This is a genomic window from Pseudomonas sp. LBUM1663, assembly GCF_059695905.1.
In genome coordinates, this window is the sequence record NZ_CP166792.1 from 1,125,948 (window position 1) to 1,149,342 (window position 23,395).

Here is a 23,395-nt window from a genome sequence, read left to right on the forward strand (position 1 = left end):
TAATGAGCGAAGCAATCAAAAAGCCTGTGAGCCCTGAAGGCATTATTCAGATGCAGGGCGTCAACAAGTGGTACGGCCAGTTCCACGTGCTGAAAGACATCAACCTGAACGTCAAGCAGGGCGAGCGAATCGTCCTGTGCGGTCCGTCGGGTTCCGGTAAGTCGACCACCATCCGCTGCCTCAACCGTCTGGAAGAACACCAGCAGGGCCGCATCGTGGTCGATGGCGTGGAATTGACCAACGACCTCAAGCAGATCGAAACGGTCCGCCGTGAAGTCGGCATGGTGTTTCAGCACTTCAACCTGTTCCCGCACCTGACCATCCTGCAGAACTGCACGCTGGCGCCGATGTGGGTGCGCAAGATGCCCAAGCGCCAGGCCGAAGAAATCGCCATGCATTACCTGGAGCGCGTCCGCATTCCGGAGCAGGCGCATAAATTCCCGGGGCAACTGTCCGGTGGTCAGCAACAGCGTGTGGCGATTGCCCGTGCCTTGTGCATGAAACCGAAAATCATGCTGTTCGACGAACCGACTTCGGCACTCGACCCGGAAATGGTGAAAGAGGTTCTGGACACCATGATCGGCCTGGCCGAAGACGGCATGACCATGCTCTGCGTGACCCACGAAATGGGCTTCGCCCGCACCGTGGCCAACCGCGTGATCTTCATGGACAAGGGTGAAATCGTCGAGCAGGCTGCGCCGAACGACTTCTTCGATAACCCACAGAATGAGCGGACGAAGATGTTCTTGAGCCAGATTCTGCATTGATCGACGCCAGGCAGTGAAATAAACCCGGACAGTGTTCCGGGTTTATTTTTGCCTGGGGTTTGGGGGTCAGGACGCAAGCGCGGATTGGCGCGACTGATCGAGGTTCTCCAGTAGTCGGCGCAAATCTGCACCTTCGCAAAGTGCTTGTACGTCACGCAGCAACTCTGGATGCCGATCAAGCAGTCGCATCAGCATAAACAGTGGCTGAGGTGGTGCCAGTTCCGCGCGCTCGTAACGGGAAAAAGCGTTGTGACCACCCCCCGAGAGCATTTTTACCGCTTCCTTCTGCGAAAGTTTCAACTTGCGACGGATTCGTTTCATCTCGTTGGCCATAATCTGGCGGCAATCGAGCAGCAATTGATCGCTCGCCTGGGAGTAACGCTCGGCGCTACCGTCATCGAATTCGATTTCACCACAGACTCGGCACTCGTAGCCCGAGATGTCGCTTATTTCGCGTGTCATCTTTTTGAAGTCGATGGTGAAGCTGCGAGCATCAAAAGGATGCAACCCATCATGAGTACCACAGCTGAAACATTGCTTTACTTTCATACGTCTTTCTCCTTGAAGGAGATTACCGGAGGCCCACCACCAGGGCGGTAGGTCACTTTGATGTAAATCTCCAGACCGTGAGTCTTCATGTAGTAAACGTCCTGCCAGATTCGGTGGTCGACAAAAGTTGTCATCGATTTCTGCAGCATCCTGTTTTCCAGCGAACAGACGATCTGCAACATCTGGGGAAGGCTGAAATCGAGCCTTCGTCCACCTTCCCGCGCGGTTCCGGTAAATGCCTTTGCCCCTAATCTGATGACCTCTGACTTGACCAAGGTCAGGTCGTAATGAGGTGTGTTCTTTTCCATAAGACATTTCAACCTTGAGATAAATTACCCTCAAAGGGTAGTTTTGACAATCGATAGTCCAACTTCCTGTCTCGCCCTTTAACCCTAGGCGGTTGTTCTCTCGGACGAAGCTGACTAACATGTCAGAAAATTCATCCTATGATTGGATGAAAGGGCTAATCCTATGTCAGACATTTCTCCACTCGTTAAACGATCCCTGGTCGATCAGGCCCTGGATCAACTGCGCCTACGCATCAATGCTGGCACTTGGCAGGTCGGCCAGCGTTTGCCCACCGAGCCAGAGCTGTGCGCCGAGTTGGGCATCAGTCGCAACACCGTGCGTGAAGCCATGCGCGTATTGGCGTTTTCCGGTTTGATCGAAATCCGTCAGGGCGACGGCAGTTACTTGCGGGCGGTGATCGATCCGCTCGACACCCTGAAAGCCTTGTCGCGCTGCTCCCACGAACAGGCCCGCGAGACCCGGCACATCCTTGAAGTCGAAGCCATCGGCCTCGCTGCCTTGCGCAGAACTGATGAGGACCTGGTGGCCTTGCGCGAAGCATTGGGCGTCAGCGGCAGCCACTACCACGGCGATCTCGACAGCTACATCGCCTGCGATCTGGTGTTCCACCGCCGTCTGGTGGACGCCGCGCACAACCCGACCCTCAGCGAGTTGTATCGCTACTTCTCCAGCATTGTCGGCGCGCAATTGCGCCAGACCCTGAACATCTCCCCCCGACGCCAAGAGGTGTTCGACCTTCATATCGAACTGCTTGATGCCGTCGAGCAACGCGACCCGGAACGGGCAAAAGCCCTGTCGAGGCAGTTGATCAATGAACCTTGAAACCGAGAATTCCATGTCGAGCAGCAACAGCCACATCACTCAACCCAAGCGCACAGCAGAACTCGAAGAGCTGCTGATCGACGCTGAGGCCGATGACGAAGAGGTCCAGCAGCGTCCTCCAATCCTGCGTCGTCCGTGGCTGTTGCTGCTGGGTTTGATTCTGGTCGCGCTGAACCTGCGGCCGGCGTTGTCGAGCATGGCGCCGATGCTCAGCGAAGTCTCGAAGACCCTCGGCTTGTCGGCGGCCCAGGCCGGGTTGCTGACGACGTTGCCGGTACTCTGTCTCGGCTTGTTCGCTCCGCTGGCGCCCTTGCTGGCGCGACGTTTTGGCGCCGAGCGGGTGGTGCTGGGCATTCTGCTGATGCTGGCCGGCGGGATCATCCTGCGCAGTTCGTTCGGTGAAATCGGCCTGTTTGCCGGCAGTGTGCTGGCCGGTGCGAGCATCGGTGTGATCGGCGTTTTGTTGCCGGGCATCGTCAAGCGCGATTTCCCGAAACAGGCCGGGACCATGACGGGCGTATACACCATGGCCCTGTGTCTGGGTGCGGCGATGGCAGCCGGCGCGACGGTGCCATTGAGCGAGCATTTCGACAAGAGTTGGGCCCTGGGCCTCGGTTTCTGGGTAGTGCCCGCACTGGTCGCGGCGGTTTTCTGGTTGCCGCAAGTCGGGCAGAAACACGGTGCACACAACGTCGCCTATCGGGTTCGCGGCCTGTTGCGTGATCCGCTGGCCTGGCAAGTCACGTTGTACATGGGCCTGCAATCATCCCTGGCGTACATCGTCTTTGGCTGGTTGCCATCGATCCTGATTGGTCGCGGCCTGACCCCGACCCAGGCCGGTCTGGTGCTGTCGGGTTCGGTGATCGTGCAGTTGGCCAGTTCTCTGGCGGCGCCCTGGCTGGCGACGCGCGGCAAGGATCAGCGACTGGCGATTGTGGTGGTCATGCTGCTGACCCTCGGCGGACTGTTCGGCTGTCTCTATGCACCGATCGAAGGCCTGTGGGGCTGGGCGATTCTGCTCGGCCTGGGACAAGGCGGTGCATTCAGTCTCGCGTTGACCCTGATCGTGCTGCGCTCGCGCGATTCCCATGTGGCGGCCAACCTGTCGAGCATGGCCCAGGGCTTCGGTTATACCCTGGCGTCGATGGGGCCGTTCGCGGTCGGTATCGTTCACGACTGGACGGGCGGCTGGACCGCGCTGGGCTGGATCTTCGGCGTGATCGGCCTCGGCGCCATCATTGCCGGCCTTGGTGCCGGACGTTCGTTGTACGTGCAGGTGGTCAGCGACAAGCTCTGATCTACAGGTAAACAACGTCCAGGGTCGCCGAGCCGTCGAGTTGCACCTCGGTGCTCAGGTCCAGCTCGGAGGTGGGCGCGATGACCGTTTCGACCGTCACCCGGCTGGTCAAAGTGCGAATGGCAATCGGGCCGGCGCTGCTGCCGGCGCTGTCGGTAAAGCCGAGATAGCTTCGGGAGCCGATCGGAATAGCCCGGCTGTTCGACGGGCTCCAGGCTTTGCCGCCCGTGGTCGAGTCGGTTCGATAGACCTGCGTCAGGTCGTCCACCACCGTGCTGGCCGGATCGAAATTCAGCGAATACAAGCCGATTTTATTGTGGCTGTGGTCGTGGTTCAGTCCGTAGTAAATCTCGCTGTTGACGATGGCCGAGCCGTCGCGGTTGTCGCGCATCAGCAGGGCAAAACGCGTGGGCGCATTGCACTGAATGCCGAGGTCGAGTGTCTGGTCGCGCAGTCGCGTGCGTTTGTCGACGCTGAGGTCCTGCCGGGAGATTTTTCCGTAGTCGACGAGGCCGCTGTTGGACAGCATTGGGGTGCAGGCGAGTGGGGTGATAAGGCCTGTGACCGTCAGGTCCGTCGACGAGGCGGCGAACGTGAGCGGCGACGTCAGGGCGATGAACGCCATCGCCACAGCCTGTGGAATTTTTTTCATGGGACAGGTTTCGCTGTGTGTGGTGAGCGGAATCAGTCCTTGCCCGAAGCAGGACCTCGGGCAAGGTGCACGGCTTACAGGTACTTCATTTCAAATGTGGCTGAACCGTCGATAGCAACATCGTCGGTTAAGGTGAGGCTGTCGGCGCGGGCAATGAGGGTTTGAATCGTCAGTTCCACCGTGAGGTCCTTCACGGCGATTGGAATGAGAGTGCCGACAGCGCTTGTCGATGTGAGGCTATTCTTAAGAATCTGAGCGATGCGGATCCAACTCGCACCGTTATCAATTGATTTGATCGATTGTGCAGGCTGTCCGTCCGCAAGAGCGCTTTTGATCAATGGCGTGAAGTAACCTATTTTTTCATTATTGCTGGTCAGGCCCAATCCGAAATAAGAGTCGGACGATGATGTCCCGGCTTTGTTATCTATAGCATTTATTGCAAATGGAGTTGGCGCATCACACGCTACCGTCAATTGCATCGGTTGTTCGCCGACTATTGTGTACCGTGTTGGATTGAGGTCTTTTACCTCCACCTTGCCGACGTCGACCAGTCCTCCGCCGGACAGAGAAGGTGTACAAGCTTTCGGCGTGATGACACCTGTGACAGTCAAATCGGTGCTCGAAGCCGCCAATGCATAAGGCGCAGCGCCAATCAGTGCGATGGCGGAGAGTGCTGCAAAGTATTTTTTAATCATTATTTACTCACTTCTAGGGTTGTGCCCTGACTGCCCCGAGACGCTCAAGTGCGTCCCGGATCCAGCAGGATCGGGTTGGGTGTTACAGGTAAATAATCTCGATCGTCCCCGCGCCATCGAGGTCGATGGCGCTGCTCAGGTCGAGGTTGTTGGTGGGGGCGATGACGGCGTCGACGGTCACCGTGGTGCTGAGGTTCTGGATCAGCACCGGGCCGGCGCCGCTGCCGGCGTTGTCGGTGAACGCCAGGTAACGGCTTTTGCCGATGGCGATCGGGCTGGCGCTGCCGGTGCTCCAGGCCGTGCCGGCGGTGCTGGAGTCGGTTCGATAGAGGCGGGCGAAGCCTTCGGCGTTGGCGTCGGCCGGGTCTACGCGCAGTGAAAAACGACCGATCCTGTTGCCGCGGCTGTCCTTGCCCAGGCCGTAGTCGATCTCGCTGTCGAGCGTCGCCGAGCCTGAGCGGTTGTCATGCATGATCAAGGCGAAGGACGCCGGCGCGTCGCAGCCGACCATCAGCGTCAACGACTTGGGCGGCAGGCGTGTGTCCTGGTCTGCGTGCAGGTCTTTTTTCGACAGGGTGCCGAAGTCGACCACACCGCCGTTGGACAGTACCGGTTCGCAGGCCGCCGGGGCGAAGCGGGCGCGCAAGGTCGCCTCGTGGGTGCGTCCGGCGGCGACGGCGTCGAACACCCCGAAGGCTTCCCAGGTCACCGCGTCACGCACCTGCATGCCTTGCTCTTGAACCCAGGCCGTCAGCTCAAGTTGCGCCGAGAAACGACGCCCCTGCACCGGGACGCCGGCCTGCACCGGGACGACCCCGTGCTCCGGCCGCCAGATCAGGCTCGACGCTGTTTCTGCAGGCGGCTGCCCGACCCCGGCAATCAACCCGATATCGACCGATTGGCCATCGAGCACGGCATCGCGAATACGCATCTGATAGCTGCCGCGTTCGGCGAAGTGAAAGCGTTCGGCGGTCGCGGCCATGGCCCTGTAGAACAGGCTCATGTCGATGGACTGCGCACAGCTCAAGGTCAGGCTGAGCTGACGTTCACCAAGGTTGCGCTCCGCTGCGGCATCAGGCCGTATTGCCCGGTTCATCAGCCCGTAATCGAGCACGGGCTGGCTCAGGTTGAACTGGCAGTCGGCCGTGGATGCCGAGGCCAGTGGCGTGAATCCGCTCAGTGCCAGGGGCGCCAAGGTCAGCAGCAGATAGCGTGACAGGTTCATGAAGTCATCCTCAGAGGGCTCGGCACTTGGCGGGGGCGGTTTCGTAGTACGCGTTGGCGTCGGCGTCGGTGGGCAGTTCGAAGCGCAGTTCGCAGCGCTCCAGCCCCGGCGCGCTGATCCACAACGCGCGGCGGTCGAGGACGTTGGGCAAAAACACCAGGCCGCCGTCCTGCACCAGGGTCACGAACTCGCCATCCGCGGTGTTCACGGAGGCACCGCGCGGCAGGGGCGCGCCGTTGGCGGTGGTGGCCTTGAGCAAGGCCCGACGGGTCATCGTGATGCCGAATTCGACGTTGTCGACGGCGCCGCGACCGGCCGAAATCACCGCCAGCCCGTTGTGAATGTCGGCGTTGCGCGGCAGGGTTTTGGTGTCGACTTCCACCGGGCTTTTGCCGTAAGCCGTCACTTGCGGGATCACCGCCTGACCTTGCCAGTCGGTCCACACCGGACCGCTGGGCGTCGACACTTTGATGGACCCCAGGTCACCGACCGACAGCAACCCAAAGGTGTCGCTCACCGGGTACGGCGACAGCGTCACGCCACCGTCGTGCAGCACGGCGCCACCGCGAGCGCTGGCCTGGTAGCTGGAGCGCTCGGTATCGGCGCGGGTGTAATTGAGATCGAGCTGGGTGTAGCGCGGCAGCAGCGAAACGCCGGCCGTGGATTGCACCTGTTTATCGCGCGTGTCGTGTTCGACGCCAACCCGGTAACCCAGTTGATCATTGACCCGTTCACTCAAGCCCACACCGCTGCGGTATTCGGCGGCGGAACGGCGTACCCAGCTGCGTGCCCGGCGGTTCTCGCCCAGCGGAATGCTGAGGTTCAGGTAGACGCTGTCATCGTTGCCGTTCGAACCGCTGAGCTGCCATTCGGCGGTCGCCGAGACGGATACGCCAGCGATGCTGGTGCCCCAGGACGCGAGCGCGCGGCTGCTGCTTTGGCCATCGAACGAACTGGACCGGCTGAAGCCGCTGCTAAAGGCGCCGAGCCATGGATGCGACCATGACAGGGCCGCGCTTTGCTGATCGCGGTAACGGGACTGGCTGTTGTCGGACGTGTTGGCGAACACCGCATCTTCCAGTTCCCGGTAGCCCGGGGTTCGGTAAGAACTGCCGGCATTGAGCGCCCACTGCTCGTTCAACCGATGCGAGACGCTCAGGTCAGCTTGAAGCCCCTGACTGGCTTGTCTGCCGCCGGCGTCCGCGCCGGTCAGCGTGGCTTGCAGCTGAGTGACAGGCGAAGGCAACAGGCCGACGCTGGCACCCGCCGCGCGATAGTCGGCGGCGCCGGTGAGGCCGGCGCTGAGCAACACTTGCGGGGTGAGCGCACCGCTCCAGCCGCCGCTGATGACCCAGGGATCGCCACCCTGCGCGCCACCGACATTGCGTACCTGACCGGCGCCCAGCGAATAACCGGGCGCTGGCAAGCCGACCCCCAACATCGCGGCCGGCACGGTAAATCGGCGCTCGCTGCCATCGGTCTCCCTGATCGTGACTTCCACGTCGGAGCGCGTGTTGAGCCGACGCACGTTGGTGAGTGCGAACGGCCCGGCCGGCACCACCGTGGAATGGATCAGCGAACCGTTCTGGCGGACCTCAACCTGGGCCTGACTGTTGGCGATCCCTTCAATGACCGCGCTTTGCCCTTCGACTTGCAGCGCTTGTTCATTCAGCACTTGCACGCCGGTGATCTGCGCACCGGCGAGCACCGGGTTGTAGAGGTTGATCTGACCCGCCTGCAGCACCGCTTCCTGGCTGGCGAAAGTACGCTGGGCGTAGGCCGCGATATGAGTCGTTGTGGACACGTCGTCCTGCCAGGTCTGCACCTGACGGCTGCGCACGATCCAGTCACCGGCATTGAAGCCGAGTTCGGTGTTGGCCGAGGCGTAGCGGCTGGTGCTGTCGCCGGAACGGCTGTGCAAACCGGTGACGTCGTAGTTGATCAAACCGGCGATACCACCGGTTTGATAGCCGGAAAAATCCCGGGCGGTGGGGCGTATCGCGTCGGTGGGCACGATCAACGACAGGGCAAGGCTGGCGGGGTCCGGTTCGATGACGGTCTGCGGCGCGCTGCCAAGAAAATCGTGGCATGGGCCATCGTCCAGCAAACGAGCGGGCACCGTCAGGTTCGCCGCATCGAGCAGCACGGGATCAAAGCACAACGCCCCTTCGCGATTGAACGTGACGTCGACCCGGCCATGACGCTGGCCGTTGACGGTGAGTGTCACCGGGTGACGGCCGGCCGTGAACTGCGGCGCCTGCATCAGCAGCGTCGCCAGCGCCGGATCGATACCGCGTTGCAGCAACGTGTCTTTGTCGAACGACGCTGGCATCGACACCTCACCGTAGGCGTCGAGCATCATCAGCGCGTTACTTAGCAGCAACGCCAATGTGGTTCGCTGCCATGGATGAGGGCGAGCGCCGTCCCGAAAAACGGGCACGGCTTCGCCATCACGGTAGTTCGATACTGTGTTCATCAGGATCACTTGGGTTATTGCGGCGTGCGGTCACAGGCCCGCCTGTGGCAACGGCCCTGTGGCCGTCGCCTTGAAACTTGGGCGCTCATCCTTCCTTGATGACGCCGTCAGGGTGGTTCAGGACTGGATGGGCGCCTCGTAATGCGGCACTGCAAAACCATAGACCGTCGCCGGTTGAAAACGCACCTGCGTGGCGGTGCCCTCGGCGACCTTGATGCTGATGTGCTCACCGGGTAGCACATAGGTTTTCGGCAGCATCGCGCTGCCCGCCGCCGGCAACAATTGCACTTCCTGGCCCAGGCGCACCACATAAGGCGTGTCGTTGCGCACGGTCAGTTGACCGTCCTTCAGCGACCATTGCAGGTCGGTCCACGGCGTGCGATTGGGCGCCAGGCCTTTGGGGTGCAGGATCACCGGCAAGTTCTGGCGCACCGTCACGCCGACACGGGCCTGACCTGCCTCAGCAGGCGCTTTGCCCTGGGGGATGCCTTCGAAGATCACCCGCTTCAAACGCTGAGTGAGCAGGGGCTTTTCCGATTGCAGAATGAACCGCACCAATTGAGTTTTACCCGCTTCGACACGCGCCAGGGGGGGCGTCACGAACACCAGAGACTCACGGTCTTCGGCAATGTCTTCGAGGGTGACGTGCATCAACGCCAGGTTGGCGTCGGTGTTGGTCACGGACACGGACGCTTCGCCGTCGGCCTCGTTGACGATGACCACCGAAGTGTTCGGCACCATGCCGTCGGCCTGGGCGTGTGCGGTCAGCAGCAGGGCGAATGCGCCGATGCCCGAATGGAACAGATGACGGGTGACACTGGAAAACATCGTCATGACGTGTCTCGTTGAATGTTCGAAAAAAATGGAGCCGGGAACACCGGTCGATCAGTAGTTCAGTTGCACGGTGACGTGCCCGTCGATGGGGATTTCGTCGGTCAGCGTCAGGTCGTTCGCGCGAACGATGGTGGTGAACGCCGTGAGCCGTGCGCGCAAATCCTTGATGGCGATCGGTGTGCCGAGGTCGTTCAACGCCGCGAACGCGGTCCGGCCGGCGTGCCCCAGGTAGGAGGACACTCGCCAGGAGGCACCGTCGTTGAGGGAAATGATGGTCTTCACCGCAACCCCATCGGCCACCGTATCGAACAGGCCCAGCGCAACACTGCCCAGGTTCTGGTCGTCGTTGACGACGCCCAGCCCGTGACTATTGGGGTGGAAGGCGGAAGAGCCTTCGCGATTGTCGATCGTCGTCAGGGTAAAGGGCGTGGCGGCATCGCAATTCACCTCCAGATACAGCGTGCCGTTTTCCAGGGCCGTGGGCTGGTCCGGTCTCAGGTCTTTCACCGTGACTTTGCCATGATCGACGATGCCGCCGCCGGACAGGCTGGGTGTGCAGGCGCTCGGGGTGATCAGGCCGGTGACGCTCAAGTCTGTACTGCTGGAGGCGAAGGCCATGGGGGCGCAGGCGATCAACAGTGGGGCCAATAGAGCGAAGGAGCATCGTTCCATGATGGGTCGTCCTTTGAGTGAGCGGGCAACGCTGTGTGCCGGGTGTTGCCCGATGATGACGTAGGGTTACAGGTACTTGATCTGGAGGGTTGCGGAGCCGTCGAGTGTGACTTCATCGGTCAGGGTCAGGCTGTTGGTGGGGGCGATACCGGTACGCACATAGAGATCAAGGCTCAAATCCTTCATCGCGATGGGAGCAATGTCGGCACCCAGAGCACCGACACTCCAGATGTTGTTGACCCCCCAGAATGCTGTCGACCCTTCCTTGAGCCAGGTCTCGCCGCCATCAGTGGAGAGAATGGCTTGAGCGTGGGTGGCGTCCGCCATCACATTGCGCGGAACAACGCGAAAGTTGCCCAGCTTTTCGTTGGTATTGATCAGCCCCAGACCAAAGTAATTGCCCGCAGTGCCTGTGCCTGCACGGTTATCAATCGGGTTTATGGCAAACGACGTCGCCGCATCGCAGCTCACTGTCATTTGCATGATTATTTCAGGCAAGTAAGTGTGTTTGTCGGGGTTGAGGTCTTGTACGGAAAACTTGCCGTGATCCGCGATGCCGCCACCAGCCAGTACGGGGGTGCATGCATTCGGAGTAATCAGACCTTTCACAGTCAGGTCCGTGCTGGAGGCGGCAAAAGCGGATGAGGCACCGGTCAGCAGCAAAGCAGCGGTCAGTAGGGATAAACGTTTGTTCATGTGCAGGCTCTTCCTTGATGAAAGATTGTTGGGGATTTGCCCTGTACGGACAGGGCGCAATCTATCGGTCGAGGTCGCCATGCGGAATGCAACTAATACGAAAACGGAGGTACTGGTGTAAGAAAGCGCGTTGCTGACTACAAATCGCTCTCCTGCGTCGCGTTGTCTGTAGTCCTTCTGTGCGGCCGATGTAGCTTGTAAATGTAGGGCGGTTCTTTTTGTTGCATAGGAGAAAGACCAAGCCCCCGATTACATTGGGTGAGGTGGTTTTAAGCTCGGGAAAGGGCGTTGTCGTAGGCCCCGGACAGCGCTATTTTTCGCGCATTCCGGTCACCAAACAGGATAAATCCGACAATGCGCGTAATCATTGCTGACGACCATCCGGTCGTTCGTATCGGCATGCGAATGCTCGTCGATCTGAACCGGACATGTGTGGTGGTAGGGGAGGCGGATGGTCCCGACAGTCTGTTGAGTCTGCTGTGCACGACGCCTTGTGATTTGTTGATCAGCGACTTTTGCATGCCGGGCAACTTGCAGGCCGATGGGCTGAAGATGCTGAGCCGGGTGCGACGTGGCTACCCGACGATACCGATCATTCTGGTCACGATGTTTGCCAGCGTCACCACGCTGAAGGCGGCGTTCGCGCTAGGCGTGGTGGCGATCATCGACAAAGGCGCGTCGGCAAAGGAACTGCCCCTGGCGATCAAATCGGTGGGTGAAGGGCGCCGTTATGTCTGCGAGTCGTTGCGCACCGCGCTGCTTCAGGCAGACGCGCGGGGTCAGTCGAACTCCGCCGTGCTTTCCGCAAAAGAGCACGAAGTGGTCAGAATGCTGGCCAGTGGCATGACCGTCAGTGAGATCGCTGGTCATTTCAAACGCAGCGTTTCGACCATCAGCAAACAGAAATGCATGGCGATGCAGCGTCTGGGCATTTCCACGGATGTCGACCTTTTTGCCTATGCCCGTGAGAGTGGGATGGTGCATTAAGTTCTCAATGCGCTCGGGCAGTCCCGATATTCCCGCCACGAATGCCCATGGTCTTCCCCGTGTTTGCAGACTATCGTGCAGGCAATCTTTTGAACGTCCGGAGCTTGTCCATGAGTGATGCCCATAACGCCTTGATCACCCGGTTCTACCAGGCCTTCCAGCGACTGGATGCCGAAGCCATGAGCGCCTGCTACACCGATGACGTGGTGTTCAGTGATCCGGCCTTCGGCGAACTGCGAGGCCGTGATGCCGGCGACATGTGGCGCATGCTCACGACTCGGGCGAAGGATTTTTCCCTGACGTTCGACAACGTTCGGGCCGACGAGCGCACCGGTGGCGCTCACTGGGTCGCGACGTATCTGTTCAGCCAGACCGGCAACACGGTGGTCAATGATATTCAGGCGCAGTTCGTGTTTCGTGACGGCAAGATTTGCGAGCACCATGACAGCTTCGATCTGTGGGCCTGGTCGCGCCAGGCGCTGGGTTTCAAGGGGCTGCTGCTGGGCTGGTCGCCAGCCGTGAGAAATGCCGTTCGCGCTCAAGCCTTGAAGGGGCTGAAGGCATTCCAGGCCAGTCGCTGATAAGATCGCGACTTGTTTCCTTTCAAGCCTTGATCGATACGTGACTACCCCCAGCGAGATCCCTGTCGACGCCGACACACCGGTGAGCAAACCCTGGTTCGTCTACCTCGTTCGCGCGGCCAACGGTTCGCTGTACTGCGGGATCAGCGACGATCCCGTGCGCCGCTTCGCTACCCACCAACGTGGCAAGGGCGCACGCTTCTTCCTCTCCAGCCCGGCCGTGGCCCTGGTCTACACGGAAGTCTGCCGCGACAAAAGCGAAGCACTGCGCCAGGAACGCTTGATCAAAAAACTCAGGAAAAGCGCCAAGGAATGCCTGGTCGCCAGCGCTGCCGCAGGCTTATCAACCTGACTGATAAGCGTCCATCAGGCAGATCTGTAGGCTGCCCCTGGATTGCGCGCTAAGCTGCGGGTTCCTTATCCGTGCGGCGGAGCCGAGCATGTCCGAGTTGATTCTTCATCATTACCCGACGTCCCCTTTCGCCGAAAAGGCCCGCTTGCTGCTGGGTTTCAAGGGGCTGTCCTGGCGCTCGGTTAAGATCGCGCCGATCATGCCAAAACCTGATCTGACCGCCCTGACCGGTGGCTATCGCAAGACGCCGGTATTGCAGATTGGCGCGGATATTTATTGCGACACGTCGCTGATTGCCCGTCGTCTGGAGCAGGAGAAAGCCTTGCCGGCGTTCTTCCCGGAAGGTCAGGAAATGATCGCCGCGACCTTCGCCGCCTGGGCCGATTCGGTGGTGTTCCAGCATGCCGTGAGCCTGGTATTTCAACCGGAATCGATCGCGGTGCGTTTCGCCAGCCTACCGCCGGAAGCGATCAAGGCGTTTCTGGCTGATCGCACCGGACTCTTCAGCGGGGGCAGCGCGACAAAGTTATCCACTGAGCAAGCCCGTCACCAATGGCCGACCCTCATGGCGCGCCTGGAGCAACAGCTTCAGCGCGAGCAGGGAGACTTTCTGTTCGGCGAGCCGTCGATTGCCGACTTTGCGCTGGCCCATCCGATGTGGTTCCTCAAGGCCACACCCGTGACGTCACCCTTGGTGGATGCTTATCCGGCGGTGTCGGCGTGGTTTGGACGGGTGATGGGATTCGGGCATGGCGCGTTCAGTGAGATGACGTCCGAGCAAGCGCTGGACGTTGCGCGACATGCCATACCGGCCGCGTTACCGGATGAGCAGTTCGATGAGCCGAACGGGTTTGAGGCTGGCCAGCAAGTGGTCATCGCGGCAACGGACTACGGCGTTGATCCGGTGGCGGGTGAGTTGCTGTTTGCGGGGCGAGAGGAATTGATTCTGCGTCGGGAAGACGAGCGGGGCGGTGTGGTGCATGTGCATTTTCCACGGTTTGGGTTCCGCATCGAAGCAAAGTAGCCTGCTTCACGAATGGTTGGACTGGCTTGAACCTGTGGCGAGGGAGCTTGCTCCCGTTGGGCTGCGTAGCAGACCCAAACTCTTCGCGATGCCTGTTTTGTGAGTGCTGAGCACTGAAGCGGGAGCAAGCTCCCTCGTCACAGGGGTAGAGAGAGGCAATGGGTTATTTCAGTGCAGCCAGAATGCTGTCGGGGTCGTAGCCACGAATCAACGTCCCGTTCACATCGATAATCGGAATCCCGCCGCCACCCAACGCCTCATAGGCCTTGCGCGCCTCGGCGTCTTTCTCGATATCGAATTCCTTGTACGGAATGCCTTTTTGATCGAGAAAGCGCCGGGTCAGTTTGCAGTAGCCACACCAATCGGTTGCGTAGAGCACGACGCTGGCCTTGGCCTGGGTCTGCTCGGACACCACTTGGCTCGGATTGAACACCCGCTCGATCTTGCCCCAGTTCTGGTAAACCACAACCACCAGCAGGATCAGCAGGAATTTCTTCAGAATGCCGTTCAGCATCAGTTGCGTCGCTTGAGCTGATCGGTCAGCTGCGTCGGCAGGCCCTTGATAATCAGTGTGCCGGCCTCTTCGTCGTATTCGATCTTCGAGCCCAGCAGGTGCGCTTCGAAGCTGATCGACAAGCCTTCGGCGCGGCCGGTGAAGCGGCGGAACTGGTTCAAGGTGCGCTTATCCGCCGGGATCTCCGGAGACAGGCCGTAATCCTTGTTGCGGATGTGATCGTAGAAGGCTTTCGGGCGTTCTTCGTCGATCAGTTCGGAGAGTTCTTCCAGGCCCATCGGTTCGCCGAGCTTGGCCTGGCTGCTGGCGTAGTCCACCAAGGTCTTGGTTTTCTCGCGGGCGGATTCTTCCGGCAAATCTTCGCTTTCAACGAAATCACTGAAGGCCTTGAGCAAGGTACGGGTTTCGCCCGGGCCGTCGACGCCTTCCTGGCAACCGATAAAGTCGCGGAAATACTCCGACACCTTTTTCCCGTTCTTGCCTTTGATGAATGAAATGTACTGCCTGGACTGCTTGTTGTTCTGCCACTCGGACACGTTGATCCGCGCGGCCAGGTGCAATTGGCCCAGATCGAGGTGTCGGGACGGGGTCACGTCCAGCTGATCGGTCACTGCAACGCCTTCACTGTGGTGCAGCAGCGCGATCGCCAGGTAATCGGTCATGCCCTGCTGGTAATGTGCGAACAGCACGTGGCCGCCCACTGAGAGGTTCGACTCTTCCATCAGTTTTTGCAGGTGTTCCACCGCCACCCGGCTGAACGCCGTGAAATCCTTGCCGCCCTCGAGGTATTCCTTCAGCCAGCCGCTGAATGGATGCGCCCCGGACTCGGCATGGAAGAAACCCCAGGCCTTGCCTTGTTTGGCGTTGTAGCTCTCGTTGAGGTCGGCAAGCATGTTCTCGATGGCGCTCGACTCGGCCAGTTCCGAGTCGCGGGCGTGGAGAACTGCGGGTGTGCCGTCGGGTTTTTTGTCGATCAGGTGGACGATGCAATGACGGATCGGCATGGGCTTCTCGGCTGTTTGAAGCGGGTGGTTGGAGAGAGCAGGGCAGGCTCCCGAAAAAGTGCCAAGTGTACCGCAACCACTGGTTTTGGCGCGGTTCGAAGGGTAATTCGCAGCCGTGCGACGGCCCTTATGCAGTTTTTTCCCGTTTTAGAGCAATAAAGCTGACCAAATGGGTAGCTAGAGGCGGATATTTCCCCGTCTCTGTGCTAGTTTTGCCCCGTCTTACGCGAAGTCACTGCGTTAAGCGTGCATTCAGCATTTGTCAGGTCGAACCAAACCCTGATTTCGGTATCTATAACCCCGATCCCGTGGTTATTGGCCGAGGGTGCCAGATCCAGAAGATCGGGCTCGATGGCTGACACTGCACTCTGCAATCCATATGAATTTGATAGGGAAGGAACACTACATGGCTCTTACTAAAGACCAACTGATCGCCGACATCGCTGAAGCTATCGACGCGCCAAAAACCACCGCGCGTAACGCTCTGGACCAACTGGGCCAAATCGTTGCCGATCAGCTGGAAAACGGCGGCGAAATCACTCTGCCAGGTATCGGCAAACTGAAAGTGACTGAGCGTCCAGCCCGTACCGGCCGTAACCCTTCGACTGGCGCTGCCATCGAAATCGCTGCCAAGAAAGTTATCAAGCTGGTTGTGGCCAAAGGCCTGACCGACGCTGTTAACAAGTAAGACGCAGTAAGAAAAGCCGTGCTCCGGAGCAATCCGGGCACGGCTTTTTTGTGTCTGTGATTTAGTGACTGACCTGAAAACACCGCTAAACCCATGTGGGAGCGAGCCTGCTCGCGATGGCTGCGTGCCAGTTAACAATGATGTCGACTGATGCACCGCCATCGCGAGCAGTTGATCTGCGGTGGTCAGTGACTCAGCTCTTGCGCACCCAGCGCTCGCGCCAGACCTGCTGCTCGGACTTGGTCTGGAAGGTCCACGCGACGAAGCGGCTTTGCTTCTGGCCCTGGGACATTTCCACGACCTGGCTTTCCAGAACACCGGCCTTTTTCAGCGCCGTCTGGATCGAAGGCAGGTTCGAAGCCTTCGACACCAGCGTGCTGAACCACAAGACCTTGTGCTGGAAGTGCGCACTCTCGGCGATCAACTGCGTCACAAAGCGTGCTTCGCCACCTTCACACCACAGTTCGGCCGATTGTCCGCCAAAGTTCAGCACCGGCAGTTTGCGTTTTGGATCGGCACGGCCCAAGGCGCGCCATTTGCGCTCACTGCCTTTGGTCGCTTCGTCCATCGAGGCATGGAACGGCGGGTTGCACATGGTCAGGTCAAAGCGTTCGCCGGGTTCGAGCAGGCCCAGCAGAATGTGCTTGGGATTGCTTTGCTGACGCAACTGGATGGCTTTGTTCAGCCCGTTGGATTGCACGATGGCTTTGGCCGCGGCCACCGCCGTCGGGTCGATTTCCGAACCGAGGAAGTGCCAGCGGTAGTCGCTGTAGCCGATCAACGGATAGACGCAGTTAGCGCCCATGCCGATATCGAGCACTTTGACCGGCGCGCCGCGCGGGATTTCTCCATCGTTGACGCTGGCCAGCAGGTCGGCCAGAAAGTGCACGTAATCGGCACGGCCCGGAACTGGTGGACAGAGGTAATCGGCCGGGATGTCCCAATGGGCGATGCCATAGAACGATTTGAGCAACGCCCGGTTGAACACCCGCACCGCATCCGGGCTGGCGAAGTCGATACTTTCCTTGCCATACGGGTTGATGATCACGAACTTCGCCAGTTCCGGCGTGGTTTTGATCAGCGCCGGGAAGTCGTAGCGACCCTGGTGGCGGTTGCGCGGGTGCAGGCTGGCCTTTTCACGCGGTTCAACGGCTTTGGCCGGGGTCGCGGATTCAGGCTTTTTGCGCGCAGGTCTTGGTGTGCGGGGGGCGTTCATGGGTGTGGTCGATTCGGGTATGGCTAAAAGTGGCGGGTATTGTCCCACATCCCGGCCTTGTGAACCCAATACCTGTGGGAGCGGGCTTGCTCGCGAATGCGGTGTGTCAGGCAGTATTGAAGTTGACTGACACTCCGCATTCGCGAGCAAGCCCGCTCCCACAGGGGTTTAGTGGTGTTTGAGAAAATGTGGCGGGCATAAAAAAGGGAGGCCGCTTGGCCTCCCTCTTTTATTGCGATTTGCCGTTACAAACTGGCAATCCGCGCATGCTGCTCCGCCAACTTGCCCAAAGCCTGTTCAGCTTCAGCCAGTTTGGCGCGTTCTTTCTCGATGACTTCGGCCGGAGCCTTGTCGACGAAACCGGCATTGGACAGCTTGCCGCCCACCCGCTGAACTTCGCCCTGCAGACGCAGGATTTCTTTGTCCAGGCGTGCCAGTTCGGCGTCCTTGTCGATCAGGCCAGCCATCGGCACCAGCACTTCCATCTCGCCCACCAGTGCGGTGGCGGACAGCGGTGCTTCTTCGCCGGCAGCCAACACCGTGATCGATTCGAGACGCGCCAGCTTCTTCAGCAGCGCTTCGTTCTCGGTGAGACGACGCTGATCTTCGGCGCTGACGTTCTTCAGGAACAGGTTCAGCGGCTTGCCCGGGCCAATGTTCATCTCGGCGCGAATGTTGCGCGTGCCGAGCATCAGCGTCTTCAGCCACTCAATGTCATCTTCGGCGCCCTGATCGATGCGCTCTTCGTTGGCCACTGGCCAAGGTTGCAGCATGATCGTCTTGCCTTCGATACCGGCCAGCGGCGCGACGCGCTGCCAGATTTCTTCGGTGATGAACGGCATGAACGGATGCGCCAGGCGCAGCGCGACTTCCAATACCCGAACCAGGGTGCGGCGGGTGCCACGCTGACGTTCAACCGGGGCGTTTTCGTCCCACAGCACAGGCTTGGACAGTTCCAGGTACCAGTCGCAATACTGGTTCCAGATGAACTCGTACAAGGCTTGTGCGGCCAGATCGAAGCGGAACTGATCGAGTTGACGGGTCACTTCGGCTTCGGTGCGTTGCAGCTGCGAGATGATCCAGCGATCCGCCAGGGACAACTCGTAAGCCTCGCCGTTCTGGCCGCAGTCTTCGCCCTTGTCCAGCACGTAGCGCGCGGCGTTCCAGATCTTGTTGCAGAAGTTGCGATAGCCTTCGACGCGGCCCATGTCGAACTTGATGTCGCGGCCGGTGGACGCCAGCGAGCAGAAAGTGAAGCGCAGGGCGTCGGTGCCGTAGCTGGCGATGCCGTCGGCGAACTCGTCGCGGGTCTGCTTCTCGATCTTCTTCGCCAGTTTCGGCTGCATCATGCCGGAGGTGCGTTTCTGCACCAGCTCTTCGAGCTCGATACCGTCGATGATGTCCAGCGGGTCCAGGACGTTGCCCTTGGACTTGGACATCTTCTGGCCCTGGCCGTCGCGGACCAGGCCGTGAACATAAACGGTCTTGAACGGAACCTGCGGCGTGCCGTCTTCGTTTTTCACCAGGTGCATGGTGAGCATGATCATCCGGGCAACCCAGAAGAAAATGATGTCGAAGCCAGTCACCAGCACGTCGGTGGAATGGAATTTCTTCAGGAATTCGGTCTGCTCAGGCCAGCCGAGTGTGGAGAACGTCCACAGGCCCGAACTGAACCAGGTGTCGAGAACGTCGTTGTCCTGTTGCAGCGCAACGTCCGGGCCGAGGTTGTTCTTGGCACGTACTTCGGCTTCGTCGCGGCCGACATAGACTTTGCCCGACTCGTCGTACCAGGCCGGAATCCGGTGGCCCCACCACAGCTGACGGCTGATGCACCAGTCCTGTATGTCGCGCATCCACGAGAAGTACATGTTTTCGTATTGTTTCGGCACGAAGGCGATGCGGCCGTCTTCAACGGCAGCGATGGCCGGCTCGGCCAACGGCTTGGTCGACACATACCACTGGTCGGTCAGCCACGGCTCGATAACGGTCCCGGAACGGTCGCCTTTCGGCACTTTCAGGTTGTGATCGTCAATGCTGACCAGCAAGCCGGCGGTATCGAAGGCCGCCACAATCTGCTTGCGCGCTTCGAAACGATCCAGGCCGGCGTATTCGGCCGGAAGCGTGCCGTCGATGCTTTCGTTAAGCGTGCCGTCGAGGTTGAACACCTGACAGGCTGGCAGTACGGCGGCGTTCTTGTCGAAGATGTTCAGCAGTGGCAGGTTGTGGCGCTTGCCGACTTCGTAGTCGTTGAAATCGTGGGCCGGGGTAATTTTCACGCAACCGGTGCCGAATTCAGGATCGCAGTAATCGTCGGCGATGATCGGGATGCGGCGGCCGACCAGCGGGAGCTCGACAAATTTGCCGATCAGGGCTTTGTAGCGTTCGTCGTTCGGGTTAACCGCGACGGCGGCGTCGCCGAGCATGGTTTCCGGGCGAGTGGTCGCGACGATCAGGTAATCGTTGCCGTCAGCGGTCTTGGCGCCGTCGGCCAGCGGGTACTTCAGGTTCCACAGGAAACCTTTCTCGTCGTGGTTCTCCACTTCGAGGTCGGAAATCGCCGTGTGCAGCTTGGTGTCCCAGTTGACCAGGCGCTTGCCGCGATAGATCAGGCCGTCTTCGTGCAAACGAACGAAGGCTTCTTTAACCGCTTCCGAGAGACCGTCGTCCATGGTGAAGCGCTCGCGGCTCCAGTCGACGGACGAGCCGAGGCGGCGGATCTGACGGCTGATGTTGCCGCCGGACTGATCCTTCCACTCCCAGACTTTCTCGAGGAATTTTTCCCGGCCCAGATCGTGACGATTCTGGCCCTGGGCTTCGAGTTGGCGCTCCACCAGCATTTGCGTGGCGATACCGGCGTGGTCGGTGCCCGGCTGCCACAGGGTGTTGCGACCCTGCATGCGGCGGAAACGGATCAGGGCGTCCATGATCGCGTTGTTGAAGCCGTGACCCATGTGCAGGCTGCCGGTGACGTTCGGCGGCGGGATCATGATGGTGTAGGACTCGCCCGCGCCTTGCGGGGCGAAGTAATTTTCTGACTCCCAGGTGTTGTACCAGGAAGTTTCAATGGCGTGCGGCTGGTAGGTCTTATCCATGCGCGGCGGGACCCTATTGGCATTTATTCAGGAAAAGCCGGCAAGTATAGCGGGGCATGGGGCAGAGGGCGAGCAGGGGCGGACCGGGCGCAGATCAAATGTGGAATGATCCTGTGGCGAGGGAGCTTGCTCCCGCTGGGGCGCGAAGCGGCCCCGACAACAGCAAGTCAGGTGTGTCAGGTACACCGTGTGTTCAGGTTTTGCGGTTGCTTCGCAACCGAGCGGGAGCAAGCTCCCTCGCCACAGAAGCCCGCTCGACTCAGTGCTATTCGTACTGGCTGAGCAGCCGTTCCATCCGCGCATCCAGCCGGCGCTTGATCTCGGTTTCGATATGCGGTGCGAAGTCGTCGATCACGTCTTGCATGATCAACTGCGCGGCAGCACGCAGTTCGCTGTCCAGATGCAGCAAGGCGTCGGGGCCTTTGCTGGCCGCGGTTGCCGGTTGCGCGGCAGGGGCGGTCGGTGTCGGTTCGACGGTCTGCGGCGCAGCGCTGACGGAGTCGAACAGCATGGGAATCTGTTCCTGGTCACCTTCAATGACCGTGTCGGTCAGCAAGGGCGGTTGCAGGTTGTCATCGCCGAGCAGTTGGCGGATCGACTCGAGGTCGTCCAGCAGATGCGCGGACTTTTGTTGCGGTTTTGGAGTGTCCATCGGAATGCTCAGAGTCGCTGTAAACGGTGATCTTGCAGAGGATAGCCCTGTTCGCGGTAGAAACGGAAACTCTCCCGCGCCGCTGCACGAATCGTCGGATCTTCCACCACCACTTCCGCTACGCGGGCGAACTTGTTGGCAAAGGCCGGGACTTTCAGGTCAAGGTTGACCAGCAGATCCTGATGCTGACCGCAGTCATCGCCAAGACCCAGGACAATCAAGCTATCCGGCTCACTTTCCGCAGGACCGTGAGGCACGAAGCTTTCGCCCTTGAAGGCCCACAAACGCGCGTCGAGATCCTCACGTTGGGCAGCATCGCTGCAATGCAGGTAAATGCGGTGGCCCATGCGCCAGGCTTTTTCGGTGAGCTTGCAGGCGAAATCCAGTCGTGCCGACGGATCGGCGCTGGGCAGGATATAGAAGTCGACTTTGGTCATTGCGGTTCCTGAGCCCGGGGCTGCGTCACTCGAAAGCAACGCAGCCCGAGGTCATCGGTTTCAGGCTTTGGCGCGGTCCAGCAGGTATTGGGTCAGCAACGGAACCGGACGGCCAGTGGCGCCCTTGTCCTTGCCGCCGCTGGTCCATGCGGTGCCGGCGATGTCCAGGTGCGCCCAGTTCAGGTTCTTGGTGAAGCGCGACAGGAAGCAGGCGGCGGTGATGGTGCCGGCTTTCGGGCCGCCAATGTTGGCGATGTCGGCGAACGGGCTGTCCAGCTGCTCTTGGTACTCATCGAACAGCGGCAGTTGCCAGGCGCGGTCGTCGGCAGCCTTGCCGGCGCTCAGCAGTTGGCCGATCAGCTCGTCGTTGTTGCCCAGCAGGCCGGAGGTGTGCGCGCCCAGTGCAACGACGCAAGCGCCGGTCAGGGTCGCGATGTCGATCACCGCTTGCGGCTTGAAACGCTCGGAGTAGGTCAGGGCATCGCACAGCACCAGACGGCCTTCGGCGTCGGTGTTGAGGATTTCCACGGTCTGGCCGCTCATGGTGGTGACGATGTCGCCCGGGCGCGAAGCATTGCCGCTCGGCATGTTCTCGGCGCACGCCAGGATGCACACCAGGTTGATCGGCAGTTTCAGCTCGAGCACGGCGCGCAGGGTGCCGAACACGCTGGCTGCGCCGCCCATGTCGTACTTCATTTCATCCATGCCGGCGCCCGGCTTCAGGCTGATGCCGCCGGTGTCGAAGGTGATGCCTTTGCCGACCAGTGCGTACGGTTTCTCGGATTTCTTGCCGCCGTTGTATTGCATGACGATCAGGCGCGGTGGCTGGGCGCTGCCCTGGCCCACGGCATAGAACGAGCCCATGCCCAGGTCCTTGATCTTCTTCTCATCAAGGACTTCGACTTTCAGGCTCTTGAATTCCTTGCCCAGGTTCTTGGCTTGTTCACCAAGGAAGGTCGGGTGGCAGATGTTCGGCGGCAAGTTGCCCAGGTTGCGGGTGAACGCCATGCCGTTGGCGATCGCAGTGGCGTGGGCCACGGCGCGCTCGACTTCGGCCTGTGCAGCCTTGATGGTCACCAGGGTGATTTTCTTCAGGGCGCGAGGTTCGGCTTTCTGGCTCTTGAACTGGTCGAAGGTGTATTCGCCATCCACCAGGGTTTCGGCCAGCAGACGAGTCTTGCCGTAGCTGTCACGGCCTTTGACCACGATTTCGTCCAGCGCCAGCACGGCGTCGGTGCCGCCCAGGCCTTTAAGGGTGCTGAGGACGCCGGCGATGATTTTGCGGAACGGGCGGTCGCCCAGCTCTTCGTCCTTGCCGACGCCGACCAGCAGAACGCGTTCGGCCTTGAGGTTCGGCAGGCTGTGCAGCAACAGGCTCTGGCCGACTTTGCCGGCCAGGTCGCCGCGCTTGAGTACAGCGCTGAGGGCGCCGCCGCTCAGTTCGTCGAGTTGTTTGGCAGCGGCGCCGAGCTTGCGGCCTTCGCCGACGGCGACCACCAGAGTGGCGGTCTTCAACGTTTCTGGGCTAACGCTTTTTACAACCAGTTCCATGTCCGGGTCCCTGAATGAATGGTCAACGTGCGCGGGCAAAACGGCGGCGCACAGACGCTTGCTTATAGATAGAAAGACGCAGGTCACGGCCCGCGACAAAGGCCGCAGTTTGAACCTCGCTCCCTGCGCCTGACAACCCTCGGTTGTACGATCTTCAACGCATTACCCGCCTGCTTGAGCATGCGCAGTGACAGGCGCACCCAATCACAGGATAATGCGCCAACTTTTTCGGCGGCTCTGCCCTGCGGGCTGTCTGATACGTTTGCTTGTTTGGCCGCCTTAGCCTGACAACCCTGGAGTGTC

24 protein-coding genes are annotated in these 23,395 nt (G+C 60.3%); 8 read left to right on the forward strand and 16 right to left on the reverse strand.

The genetic code is table 11. From position 1 onward, the window contains the following. Positions 1 to 2: 2 nt before the first annotated feature. Positions 3 to 767, forward strand: coding sequence for an amino acid ABC transporter ATP-binding protein (locus ACA075_RS04925; protein ID WP_219095805.1), 765 nt, complete (start codon positions 3 to 5; stop codon positions 765 to 767). A 66-nt stretch (positions 768 to 833) separates the two neighbouring features. Here ACA075_RS04925 and ACA075_RS04930 read toward each other — a convergent pair whose 3' ends face one another. Beyond that, on the reverse strand, positions 834 to 1,316 hold the full coding sequence (locus ACA075_RS04930) for a type II toxin-antitoxin system MqsA family antitoxin (RefSeq protein WP_497297525.1): 483 nt from the start codon (positions 1,314 to 1,316) through the stop codon (positions 834 to 836). Next, positions 1,313 to 1,624, reverse strand: a complete 312-nt coding sequence (locus ACA075_RS04935; protein ID WP_497297527.1) for a type II toxin-antitoxin system MqsR family toxin — start codon at positions 1,622 to 1,624, stop codon at positions 1,313 to 1,315. The genes ACA075_RS04930 and ACA075_RS04935 overlap by 4 nt, the downstream gene beginning before the upstream one ends. A gap of 163 nt (positions 1,625 to 1,787) precedes the next feature. Here ACA075_RS04935 and ACA075_RS04940 point away from each other — a divergent pair, with 163 nt between their 5' ends. Together ACA075_RS04940 and ACA075_RS04945 are read left to right on the forward strand one after the other, a co-directional pair. Then, on the forward strand, positions 1,788 to 2,447 hold the full coding sequence (locus ACA075_RS04940; RefSeq protein WP_497297528.1) for a FadR/GntR family transcriptional regulator: 660 nt from the start codon (positions 1,788 to 1,790) through the stop codon (positions 2,445 to 2,447). Beyond that, positions 2,437 to 3,744: a CynX/NimT family MFS transporter gene (locus ACA075_RS04945; RefSeq protein WP_497297529.1), complete on the forward strand. Its 1,308-nt coding sequence runs from the start codon at positions 2,437 to 2,439 to the stop codon at positions 3,742 to 3,744. The genes ACA075_RS04940 and ACA075_RS04945 overlap by 11 nt, the downstream gene beginning before the upstream one ends. Position 3,745: 1 nt before the next feature. Here ACA075_RS04945 and ACA075_RS04950 read toward each other — a convergent pair whose 3' ends face one another. The 7 genes from ACA075_RS04950 to ACA075_RS04980 all read right to left on the reverse strand — a co-directional run bounded on the left by ACA075_RS04950 (position 3,746) and on the right by ACA075_RS04980 (position 10,994). After that, on the reverse strand, positions 3,746 to 4,396 hold the full coding sequence (locus ACA075_RS04950; protein ID WP_497297530.1) for a DUF1120 domain-containing protein: 651 nt from the start codon (positions 4,394 to 4,396) through the stop codon (positions 3,746 to 3,748). A gap of 74 nt (positions 4,397 to 4,470) precedes the next feature. Beyond that, positions 4,471 to 5,091 (reverse strand): DUF1120 domain-containing protein, encoded by a 621-nt coding sequence (locus ACA075_RS04955; protein WP_497297531.1) that lies wholly within the window; start codon positions 5,089 to 5,091, stop codon positions 4,471 to 4,473. 82 nt (positions 5,092 to 5,173) lie between these two features. Beyond that, positions 5,174 to 6,316 carry a DUF1120 domain-containing protein gene (locus ACA075_RS04960; protein ID WP_497297532.1) on the reverse strand — a complete coding sequence of 381 codons (1,143 nt, stop codon included), beginning with the start codon at positions 6,314 to 6,316 and terminating at the stop codon, positions 5,174 to 5,176. A gap of 10 nt (positions 6,317 to 6,326) precedes the next feature. Then, entirely contained in the window at positions 6,327 to 8,792 is a 2,466-nt protein-coding gene (locus ACA075_RS04965) for a fimbria/pilus outer membrane usher protein (RefSeq protein ID WP_497297533.1), read from the reverse strand. 117 nt (positions 8,793 to 8,909) lie between these two features. After that, positions 8,910 to 9,626, reverse strand: coding sequence for a fimbria/pilus chaperone family protein (locus ACA075_RS04970; RefSeq protein WP_497297534.1), 717 nt, complete (start codon positions 9,624 to 9,626; stop codon positions 8,910 to 8,912). A 51-nt stretch (positions 9,627 to 9,677) separates the two neighbouring features. Then, entirely contained in the window at positions 9,678 to 10,298 is a 621-nt protein-coding gene (locus ACA075_RS04975; RefSeq protein WP_497297535.1) for a DUF1120 domain-containing protein, read from the reverse strand. Positions 10,299 to 10,364: 66 nt separating this feature from the next. Continuing rightward, on the reverse strand, positions 10,365 to 10,994 hold the full coding sequence (locus tag ACA075_RS04980) for a DUF1120 domain-containing protein (protein WP_497297536.1): 630 nt from the start codon (positions 10,992 to 10,994) through the stop codon (positions 10,365 to 10,367). Between the two features lie 354 nt (positions 10,995 to 11,348). Between ACA075_RS04980 and ACA075_RS04985 the strand changes: the two genes are divergently transcribed. The 4 genes from ACA075_RS04985 (at position 11,349) to ACA075_RS05000 (ending at position 13,938) form a co-directional block, all read left to right on the forward strand. Next, positions 11,349 to 11,981, forward strand: coding sequence for a response regulator (locus ACA075_RS04985; RefSeq protein ID WP_497297537.1), 633 nt, complete (start codon positions 11,349 to 11,351; stop codon positions 11,979 to 11,981). 110 nt (positions 11,982 to 12,091) lie between these two features. After that, on the forward strand, positions 12,092 to 12,562 hold the full coding sequence (locus ACA075_RS04990; RefSeq protein WP_497297538.1) for a nuclear transport factor 2 family protein: 471 nt from the start codon (positions 12,092 to 12,094) through the stop codon (positions 12,560 to 12,562). Positions 12,563 to 12,602: 40 nt separating this feature from the next. Then, entirely contained in the window at positions 12,603 to 12,914 is a 312-nt protein-coding gene (locus tag ACA075_RS04995) for a GIY-YIG nuclease family protein (RefSeq protein ID WP_497297539.1), read from the forward strand. A gap of 88 nt (positions 12,915 to 13,002) precedes the next feature. Continuing rightward, positions 13,003 to 13,938, forward strand: a complete 936-nt coding sequence (locus ACA075_RS05000; RefSeq protein ID WP_497297540.1) for a glutathione S-transferase family protein — start codon at positions 13,003 to 13,005, stop codon at positions 13,936 to 13,938. 163 nt (positions 13,939 to 14,101) lie between these two features. Here the strand turns inward: ACA075_RS05000 and ACA075_RS05005 are convergent, their stop codons facing one another. After that, on the reverse strand, positions 14,102 to 14,452 hold the full coding sequence (locus ACA075_RS05005; RefSeq protein WP_497297541.1) for a glutaredoxin family protein: 351 nt from the start codon (positions 14,450 to 14,452) through the stop codon (positions 14,102 to 14,104). Next, positions 14,452 to 15,456, reverse strand: coding sequence for a nucleoid-associated protein YejK (gene yejK / locus ACA075_RS05010; protein WP_219095810.1), 1,005 nt, complete (start codon positions 15,454 to 15,456; stop codon positions 14,452 to 14,454). The genes ACA075_RS05005 and yejK overlap by 1 nt, the downstream gene beginning before the upstream one ends. A gap of 406 nt (positions 15,457 to 15,862) precedes the next feature. On the opposite strand from yejK, the gene ACA075_RS05015 reads away from it, so the two are divergent. Continuing rightward, positions 15,863 to 16,144 carry an HU family DNA-binding protein gene (locus tag ACA075_RS05015; RefSeq protein ID WP_007905514.1) on the forward strand — a complete coding sequence of 94 codons (282 nt, stop codon included), beginning with the start codon at positions 15,863 to 15,865 and terminating at the stop codon, positions 16,142 to 16,144. Between the two features lie 193 nt (positions 16,145 to 16,337). Here ACA075_RS05015 and rlmF read toward each other — a convergent pair whose 3' ends face one another. The 5 genes from rlmF to ACA075_RS05040 form a co-directional block, all read right to left on the reverse strand. Next, positions 16,338 to 17,360 carry a 23S rRNA (adenine(1618)-N(6))-methyltransferase RlmF gene (rlmF, locus tag ACA075_RS05020; protein WP_497297542.1) on the reverse strand — a complete coding sequence of 341 codons (1,023 nt, stop codon included), beginning with the start codon at positions 17,358 to 17,360 and terminating at the stop codon, positions 16,338 to 16,340. Positions 17,361 to 17,605: 245 nt separating this feature from the next. Beyond that, the gene (locus ACA075_RS05025) at positions 17,606 to 20,452 is read right to left on the reverse strand and encodes a valine--tRNA ligase (RefSeq protein WP_497297543.1); all 2,847 of its coding nucleotides are present in this window, start codon (positions 20,450 to 20,452) and stop codon (positions 17,606 to 17,608) included. Positions 20,453 to 20,717: 265 nt separating this feature from the next. Further along, the gene (locus ACA075_RS05030; protein ID WP_497297544.1) at positions 20,718 to 21,104 is read right to left on the reverse strand and encodes a DNA polymerase III subunit chi; all 387 of its coding nucleotides are present in this window, start codon (positions 21,102 to 21,104) and stop codon (positions 20,718 to 20,720) included. 8 nt (positions 21,105 to 21,112) lie between these two features. Then, on the reverse strand, positions 21,113 to 21,541 hold the full coding sequence (locus tag ACA075_RS05035; RefSeq protein ID WP_403028546.1) for a DNA polymerase III subunit chi: 429 nt from the start codon (positions 21,539 to 21,541) through the stop codon (positions 21,113 to 21,115). A gap of 60 nt (positions 21,542 to 21,601) precedes the next feature. After that, entirely contained in the window at positions 21,602 to 23,092 is a 1,491-nt protein-coding gene (locus ACA075_RS05040) for a leucyl aminopeptidase (RefSeq protein ID WP_497297546.1), read from the reverse strand. Between the last annotated feature and the right edge of the window lie 303 nt (positions 23,093 to 23,395).